At 69.8% G+C, this 5,151-nt stretch carries 7 protein-coding genes; 3 read left to right on the forward strand and 4 right to left on the reverse strand.

The window, feature by feature from the left end; translation table 11 throughout:
• A partial coding sequence (locus ACXJKL_RS14010) for a sugar nucleotide-binding protein (RefSeq protein ID WP_457207656.1) occupies positions 1-434 on the forward strand: 434 nt, incomplete at its 5' end.
• Here the strand turns inward: ACXJKL_RS14010 and ACXJKL_RS14015 are convergent.
• On the reverse strand, positions 407-766 hold the full coding sequence (locus tag ACXJKL_RS14015; protein ID WP_457207657.1) for a phosphomannose isomerase type II C-terminal cupin domain: 360 nt from the start codon (positions 764-766) through the stop codon (positions 407-409). The two genes, ACXJKL_RS14010 and ACXJKL_RS14015, sit on opposite strands and share 28 nt — an antisense overlap.
• Positions 767-901: 135 nt before the next feature.
• Here ACXJKL_RS14015 and ACXJKL_RS14020 point away from each other — a divergent pair, with 135 nt between their 5' ends.
• Positions 902-2,362, forward strand: coding sequence for a polysaccharide biosynthesis tyrosine autokinase (locus ACXJKL_RS14020; protein WP_457207658.1), 1,461 nt, complete (start codon positions 902-904; stop codon positions 2,360-2,362).
• Positions 2,363-2,376: 14 nt separating this feature from the next.
• Positions 2,377-2,670, forward strand: coding sequence for a DUF2516 family protein (locus tag ACXJKL_RS14025; RefSeq protein WP_457207659.1), 294 nt, complete (start codon positions 2,377-2,379; stop codon positions 2,668-2,670).
• A 129-nt stretch (positions 2,671-2,799) separates the two neighbouring features.
• On the opposite strand, the gene ACXJKL_RS14030 is transcribed toward ACXJKL_RS14025, so the two are convergent.
• The 3 genes from ACXJKL_RS14030 to ACXJKL_RS14040 form a co-directional block, all read right to left on the reverse strand.
• Positions 2,800-3,573 (reverse strand): hypothetical protein, encoded by a 774-nt coding sequence (locus tag ACXJKL_RS14030; protein WP_457207660.1) that lies wholly within the window; start codon positions 3,571-3,573, stop codon positions 2,800-2,802.
• A 59-nt stretch (positions 3,574-3,632) separates the two neighbouring features.
• Complete coding sequence (locus ACXJKL_RS14035; RefSeq protein WP_457207661.1) at positions 3,633-4,025, reverse strand: helix-turn-helix domain-containing protein; 393 nt, start codon at positions 4,023-4,025, stop codon at positions 3,633-3,635.
• Between the two features lie 93 nt (positions 4,026-4,118).
• Complete coding sequence (locus ACXJKL_RS14040) at positions 4,119-5,078, reverse strand: asparaginase (RefSeq protein WP_457207662.1); 960 nt, start codon at positions 5,076-5,078, stop codon at positions 4,119-4,121.
• Positions 5,079-5,151 lie beyond the last annotated feature (73 nt).

The raw sequence follows: 5,151 nt of genomic DNA on the forward strand, positions 1-5,151 counted from the left end.
CCTCGTGGGTGATCGGTGAGGGCAAGAACTTCGTCCGCACCATGCAGTCCCTCGCGAGCAAGGGCGTCTCCCCCAGCGTGGTCTCTGACCAGGTCGGTCGCCTCACCTTCACGGACGAGCTGGTGCGCGCCACGCGGCACCTGCTCGAGACGGGGTCGGAGCACGGCACCTACCACGTCTCGAATGGCGGCCCGGCGATGTCCTGGGCGGAGGTCGCACAGGCGGTCTTCGGGGCGTCCGGGCGGTCGGCCGACGACGTCACCCCCATCAGCACCGACGACTACGCCGCCGGCGTGCTGGACAAGGGGGACCCCTTCGCCCCCCGCCCCCTCCGCTCGGCGATGTCCCTGGACAAGCTCCGGGCCACCGGCTTCGAGCCCGAGGACGCGCTCGTCGCGCTGGGCCGTTACCTGCAGGCTTCGGAGCGCCCGTAGTCGTCCTCGAGCCGACGGATGTCGTCCTCGCCGGTGTAGCCGCCCCGCTGCACCTCGATGATGACGAGCTCCTCGTCGTGGGCGTTGATGATGCGGTGTGCCGCACCGAGCGCCACGTCGACCGAGCTGCCCGCCTCCGCGACCACGGTCTCGCCCTCGACGAGGCAGGTCGCGGTTCCGGAGATGACGACCCAGTGCTCCGAGCGGTGCTCGTGGGTCTGGTAGGACAATCGCTGTCCGGGAGACACGTGGATGCGCTTGACCTTGTAGCCGTCACCCTCGTCGATGACGTGCCAAGAGCCCCACGGGCGCTCTTCCGAGTCCAGCGACATGCGTGACTTCTCCCCTGTGTGTCGGACAACCGCGGTGACCATACCCGCCGGACACCGTTCGCCACGATGACAGCCCTCGGCCCTCCCCCCCGTAAGGTGAGGTGGTCCAATGCTCGAGCTCGGGAACGGAACCGCGTGGAACTCAAGGACTACTGGCAGACCGTCCGTAGGCGCTGGCGTCTCGTGATGGCCACGTTGATCGCCGCGCTGGCGCTCGCGGGAGTATTCACCCTTCAGGCCACCCCGCAGTACGAGTCGTCGACCAGGCTCTTCGTCTCCACCACCAGCGAGTCGGACTCCAGCTCGGCCTACACGGGAAACCTCTTCGCCACCCAGCGCGTGACGTCCTACGCCGACCTGGTGACCAGCCGAGCCCTCGCCGAGCAGGTGAGCGACAGCCTCGGGGACGGCTCTGACCCAGAGGAGCTCATGCAGGCGGTCGCCGCCAGCGTGGTCCCCGAGACGGTCATCCTCGAGATCACGGCCGTCGACATGGACTCTGGACGCGCACGTGACATCGCCCAGGCCTACGGCGAGGAGCTGACGGCCCTGGTCAAGGAGCTCGAGACGCCTGACGGCGAGAGCCGCGCCCCGATCCGGGCCAGCATCGTGGACAACGCCGTGGAGAGCGTTGCACCCGTCTCACCGCAGCCGGTGCGCAACCTGGCCCTGGCCGGTGTGCTCGGCCTGCTGCTCGGCGTCGGCGCGGCCATCACCCGGGAGCTGCTCGACACGTCGCTCACCACCGGTGACGACATCGCCGCCGTCACGGACGCACCCATCCTCGGCAACATCGCCACCGACGACGCCGCCAACCTGGCGCCCCTCGATGTCCTGAGCTCGGCCACCCCGTGGGCCGAGGCGTTCCGGGTGCTGCGCACCAACATGCAGTACGTCGAAGTCGACGCCGAGCAGAAGGTCATCGTGATGACCAGCTCGCTGCCCGGCGAGGGCAAGACCACCACTGCCATCAACCTGGCCCTCACCACGGCGATGGCCGGCCAACGGGTGGTCCTCGTGGAGGCCGACCTGCGTCGTCCGCTCATCGCCCAGCGCCTCGGCCTCGACGGAGCCGTCGGCACGACCAACGTGCTCGTCGGCAGGCTGAGCATGGGCGACGCCCTCCAGGACTACGGCACCTCCGGGCTGCGGGTCCTGGCCTGCGGACCCATCCCGCCCAACCCCTCGGAGCTGCTCCAGTCGCACGCGATGGAGACGCTGCTCTCCGACCTGCGCCGCGACTTCGACGTGATCATCATCGACGCACCGCCGTTGCTGCCGGTCACCGATGCGGCCCTGCTCGCCACCCAGGCCGACGGCGCCATCGTCGTGGTCCGCCACGGCCGGACGACTAAGGACCAGCTCCAGCACTCCCTCGAACGCCTCGATGCGGTGGACGCCAAGGCGCTGGGCGTGGTCATCAACCTGGCGCCCAGCCGCAAGAACCGGACCGGCTACGGCTATGGGTACGGCTATGGCTACGGGTTCGACTCCGAGGCCGAGCTCGACAGCCGCCGCAGCCGCCGGGAGGCCACCTCCCGCGCCAAGGCCGAGGACAAGGCCRGCTCCAGGTCCACCGGACGCCGCCGAGCCTGAACTAGGCTGGTCCCGTGGCCTTCTTCGAGTTCCAGGGATACGTCTACCTCGTCGTCACGCTGGCGATGCTGGCGGTCAAGGCCTATGCCTTCATCAGCTCGCTGATGTACTCGGCCGAGGCCTACACGGCGACCGGCAAGCTGACCAAGCCCGCGTGGAGCATCATTCTGGGTCTCGGCCTCCTCGCGCAGGTGCTGATGATCAACGCCTCGCCGATCAACCTGATCCCTCTCGTCTTCACCATCGCCGCCCTGGTCTACCTCGCCGACGTCCGTCCGGCGCTCGCCGAGGTCACCAGCGGCCGATGACCGAGGCTCTGCCTCCCAAAGATGACAACGACCCCCAGCCCGTCGGGCTGGGGGTCGTCGTGTCTGTGAGCAACCGGCTCAGAAGAGGGCCAGCTGGTCGTCGTCGGTGCCGCTAGCGGCACCAGTCCTTCAGTCGCCGACCTTCTCGGCGGCCTCGGTGACGGCCTGGGTGGCGCTGGCGGCGGTCTTCTGGGCCGCGGTCACGGTCGCCTTGGCGCTGCTCTGGGCGGTGGTCGTCTTCTTGGCCGGAGCCGTGCGGACCGGAGCCTTCGTGGCCGCGGTCTTCGAGGCGGTGGTCTTGGACGCGGTGCTCTTGGACGCGGTGGTCTTCGACGCCGGAGCCTTGGACGCAGCGGACTTGGTGGTGCTCTTCTTCGCGGCGCTGCTCTTCTTCGCGGCGGTCTTGCGGGCGGTGACGGTCCTCTTGGTGGCGGTGGTCTCCGCCTCGACGGCCTTCTTGGCCTGCGTCGTGGTGGTCTTGGCCTTGGCCTTGGTGGTCTTCGCCGCGGCGACGGTGGCCCGGGTGGACTCCTGGCGACGGACGCGGCCGACGAGGGTCTCGCCGCGCTTGACCAGGTCGGCGTAGGTGTCGGTGGCGGTGTCGACGCTGTCGTCGACCAGCTTCTGGACCTTGCCCGGGTAGGCCTTGGCCTCGGTCTGGAGGTCGGCGACGCGGGCCTCGATGGCCTCGCGGCGGGACTTAGCGTCCTTGGCCAGGGCGTCGACGCGGGCGTTCACGACAGTGGTGGCGCGGTCGGCTAGCGCCTTGGGGTCGCCGGCGGTCTTCTGGACGCCCGCGATGCGGGTCTGGGTCTCGGTGACGAGGTCACGGACGATCTCGACGGCGAGGTCGGTCACGCCGACGTAGGCGAGAACGGGCTTGGGGAGGGTGGCCTTGGCCATGGTGATGCTCCTTCGATTGAGGGTGCCGACCCGATCACGGTGATCGCGGCCGGGTCGGTTCAGCTGCGGTCGTCCGCCTGCCCCGCGTTGAGGGCGAGGAAGGAGGCGTACACGTCCAGCAGCGACTGCTTCTGGCGCTCGGTCAGTCCGGTGTCGGCCAGGACGGCCAGCTCGACCGACCCCCCGACACCCGGGTCGGGGCTCAYGATCCCCGCCCGCACATTGAGCTGCTCGGCGGAGATGCGCAGTGCCTTGGCGATCTGCTGGAGAACTTCGGCCGAGGGACGGCGCAGACCGCGCTCGATCTGGCTCAGGTAGGGGTTGCTGACGCCGACCTGGTCGGCCAGCTGCCTCAGGGAGAGACGCGACGCGAGCCGCTGCTCCCGGAGGAAGTCCCCGAGGGACGCGACGACGGTCTTGCCGTCCTTCGCGTCCTTGCTGTCCTTGGCCATGCCTCCATAGTGCTAACACTTGTTAGCAGAATGCAAACTCCAGGACCGTGATCACCACCACACCCCGCATGGGAACAGGGGTTCGGCGCTAGCTCACCAGCTGGCGCGGATCTCGCCGACCGGTACGCCGCCCCCCAGCAGCACGTGCTGGCCGGTGCGGCGCACGGCGTCGGCGTCCACGCCGTCGAGCTCCAGGACGCCGGAGCGACGCAGCGCCTCGGCCATCAGCACCGGGCGCACCCGGGGAGCGCCGTCGTCGGTCTTGAGGGCGAAGGCACGACCGTCGGGGAGGGCCACGGCATAGCAGGACTCGGCGCCGGCCTTGCCGATGGCGCCGGGGAGCGCGGTCAGCAGCGCGAGCTCGTCACGTCGGGTGCCGGAGACGTACGCCGGGTGCTCGCGGATCGCGTCCGCGATGCGGCGCTCGGGCCCCTCGGTGGCCACGGCCAGGCTCCGGAAGGCGCGGGCGAGACCGACGAGCGACGTGGAGAGCAGCGGCGCCCCGCACCCGTCGACCGCCACCGTGGTGACCGGCTCACCGGTCAGGTCGGTGAACGTCTCGGCGATCACCTGCTGCAGCGGATGGTCAGGGGCCAGGTAGGTGTCGATGGGCCAGCCGTTGGCCACGCAGGTCGCCAGCATCGCTGCGTGCTTGCCCGAGCAGTTCATCAGGATCGACGACTTCGACCCGCCCGCCCGGATCACCTCCTCGCGCGCCTCGTCGTCGATCGGGTAGTCGACGGGCGTCTGCAGGGCGTCCTCGGCGAGACCGACGGACGCCAGGATGCGCCGCGCCCCCTCGACGTGGAAGGGCTCCCCGGAGTGCGAGGCGCAGGCGAGGGCGAGCAGGTGGGGCGGCAGGTCGAGGCCGGCGCGCACCATGCCCAGGGCCTGGACGGGCTTGTTGCACGAGCGCGGCAGCACCGGCTCGTCGACCATCCCGACCGACCAGGCGACGGCACCCTCGGCGTCGAGGGCCACGACGGATCCGTAGTGGTGTCCTTCCACGAACCCCGAACGGACGATCTCGGCCACCACCACTGGACTCGACATGGCTGCAGGCTACCGACGCCCGGCCACAGAGATTGAGGCTGGCAGGATTGACCCCGTGTCGACACCCCTGCAC

Source organism: Nocardioides sp. P5_C9_2 (assembly GCF_054049555.1).

Excerpts from the sequence above, each read along its gene's own strand:
- ACXJKL_RS14015 (WP_457207657.1), bottom strand. The coding sequence starts at position 766 with ATGTCGCTGGACTCGGAAGAGCGCCCGTGGGGCTCTTGGCACGTCATC.
- ACXJKL_RS14030 (WP_457207660.1), bottom strand. The coding sequence starts at position 3,573 with ATGGCCAAGGCCACCCTCCCCAAGCCCGTTCTCGCCTACGTCGGCGTG.
- ACXJKL_RS14040 (WP_457207662.1), bottom strand. The coding sequence starts at position 5,078 with ATGTCGAGTCCAGTGGTGGTGGCCGAGATCGTCCGTTCGGGGTTCGTG.